The 2,676-nt window shown below is 41.7% G+C and carries 1 protein-coding gene; it reads left to right on the forward strand.

Annotation, left to right across the window (positions count from 1 at the left end; all coding sequences use genetic code 11):
* Positions 1 to 375 precede the first annotated feature (375 nt).
* Positions 376 to 2,232: an adenylate/guanylate cyclase domain-containing protein gene (locus H6S82_RS27925; RefSeq protein ID WP_242057136.1), complete on the forward strand. Its 1,857-nt coding sequence runs from the start codon at positions 376 to 378 to the stop codon at positions 2,230 to 2,232.
* Positions 2,233 to 2,676 lie beyond the last annotated feature (444 nt).

Consider the following 2,676-nt stretch of genomic DNA (forward strand, 5'->3'; position numbering starts at 1 on the left):
GGCGTGCCTTTGTTATTGTAAAACTCTACTTTCGTGGCGTAGGTTAAAGTTCCTGCCAGCGAAGGTAGGGCCGCTATAGATGTAACGATGAGAGAAATGGGGAGCGCAAAGGCTGCTTTAGTTGCTATCTTCATATATGTCATCTATCCCTGGAGGTACTTAAGCTCATCCTTTAGATAGTTCAATCCTGCCACCCGGCATCTGGGAGTGCCAAGGCTTTCTCGCGCATCTTTACAAACAAAATATAGTAGAAGCTTGTCTTATAAAAATTTGATGAAGCTACAATGTCAATGCTCTGGCCCGTCAAGCGGCTGGTCGTGAGAAACTCAAATGGAACTGAGATGCTATTGTCAGTCTGGCTAAACTCAGTGCAACATGGATGGGAACAACAACGGTAATGAACATTTTTTGCCATTACCGATCTCATCACCGATTATCTCGATCGCCAACCTCATGAAACTGCGTCAAAAAACACTGCTGATTATCAGTCTAACGCTTGCGGGGCTAGTTGGAGTTTTGTATGCCACTGCATCCTTCCTCCTCATGAGGCATATCTATGAATTAGAGAAAGAGTATACTAACCAAGGCGTGAAACGAGCTTTGGATGGCTTATCCGAAGATATTGGTGACGTAGACATTGCAGTTCGTCAGTGGGGCGTGTGGGACGAAACATACTCTTTTATGGAGAATAAAAATCCCCGTTATATCAAAGTCAATCTCGGCAATCAAACTTTTTCGGATTTTAGGCTCAACGTTACTGTACTAATCGATTCTTCCGGTCAAAAAATATTCAGCAAAGCCTTTGATTTCAAGCGTAAGAAAGCTATTCCCGTACCAAAAGCGCTAGAAGAACATCTGAAGTCAGAGACGCTTCTGCTACAACACGCTAACCCAAAAAGCAACCATACCGGAATTCTTCAATTACCAGAAGGTACACTCCTAATTGCCTCTCATCCGATCGTTACCAACAAATACACAGGCCCAATTCGCGGCACCGTCGTCATGGGACGCTACCTAGATGCCGAAGAAATTAAGCGTTTAGCCGCCCTCACCCAATTATCTTTGAGCGTTTATCCTTTAAACGATACTCGGCTACCCCCCAACTTACAGGAAGTGCATTCCGAATTAACAAGTAAAGAGGAAGAAATTAAAGCCAAAACTCAGCAAGTAACAGAAAAAGATCGCAATTCACCAATTGCCAACGATAACATTGTCGTGCGACATTTAAATGATAATTCAATTGCTGGATACACATTCCTCAAAAATATTTACGGCCAACCAGTTTTACTTTTAGAAGTCAAATTACATAGGTTTCTTTACAATCAAGGAAAAACAAGTTTAATTTTTCTGCTATTCTCCTTATTGGGAGTTGGCTTCGTCTTTGGCGTCGCCAATTTACTGCTGTTAGAAAAAATGGTTTTGTTGCGGTTAGCTCGTCTCAGCGATAACGTCAAAACTATTGGCGCTACAGGCGATCTTTCCATGCGCGTATCCAGCCAAGGCAAAGATGAATTATCCACTTTGGCAACAACAATAAATTGGATGTTAGCCGCGTTAGAATCTTCTTTAAAACAACTAAAAGCAGAACAAGAAAAATCCGAGCATTTGTTACTCAATATCTTACCACAACCAATTGCCGATCGCTTGAAACAAGAAGAATCGACTATTGCCGATAACTTCCCAGAAGTAACGGTGCTATTTGCCGATATCGTTGGCTTTACTAAGCTAGCAGCTCGCACATCGCCAGTAGAACTTGTTACATTACTTAACGAAATATTCTCGGCATTCGATCGACTGGTGGAAAAACATGGGTTAGAAAAAATTAAAACTATTGGGGACGCTTATATGGTAGTTGGAGGTCTTCCCATACCTCGCCAAGACCACGCCGAAGCAATAGCCAAAATGGCCCTTGATATGCAGTTAGAAATTAAGCAATTTAATGCACTCAACAATGTAGATTTCAGTATGCGAATCGGTATCAACACTGGGCCAGTTGTCGCCGGAGTAATTGGCATCAAAAAGTTTATTTACGATTTGTGGGGTGATACTGTTAACACTGCCAGCCGCATGGAATCTCACGGTTTGTCAGGCTGTATTCAGGTGACAGAGGCGACTTACAAGTGTTTAGATGACAAGTTTGAGTTTGAAAAACGCGGCCCAATTCAGGTAAAAGGTAAAGGCGAAATGACAACTTATCTGCTTATCGGCAACAAAAATTTTGAGACAGATTAAAATTATTGCAAATTTTCAATAGCAGATTTTAGATTTGTTTTTTTGACTCTTATTGCGAAGTATTATATGCTGTTTGATGCTACTAGCTATGATGCGATATTGTGTCCTGTTACATCGGTATTATATGAGTTATGGGAAAAATTGTCTGTTGCGATCGAGGGTTAAATTTTTACCGCAGATGTAGGCAGATAAACGCAGATAAGAGAGGGATTTTTTTAGGCAATTGATGCGATTCTTTTGGGTTGATGGGGTAAAATATTAATTTTTGTTATCAATTTGGGGCATGGTGGAATAGCACTAAGATAAGCTGGAGCTAGATCCCCGAGTTCTTGAAGAAGTCGGGGATCTGGGCAACAAATTTTGCTTACTCCCTTCCCGCCGTAAGATTATCGATCGCAAGTTACCTGTTGTTCTTTTCTCCCCCACTCCCCCGCTCCCCCACTC

This window comes from Planktothrix sp. FACHB-1355 (genome assembly GCF_014748295.1).
In the GTDB taxonomy this organism is placed as follows: domain Bacteria; phylum Cyanobacteriota; class Cyanobacteriia; order Cyanobacteriales; family Aerosakkonemataceae; genus Aerosakkonema; species Aerosakkonema funiforme_A.

Excerpts from the sequence above, each read along its gene's own strand:
- H6S82_RS27925 (WP_242057136.1), top strand. The coding sequence starts at position 376 with ATGGATGGGAACAACAACGGTAATGAACATTTTTTGCCATTACCGATC.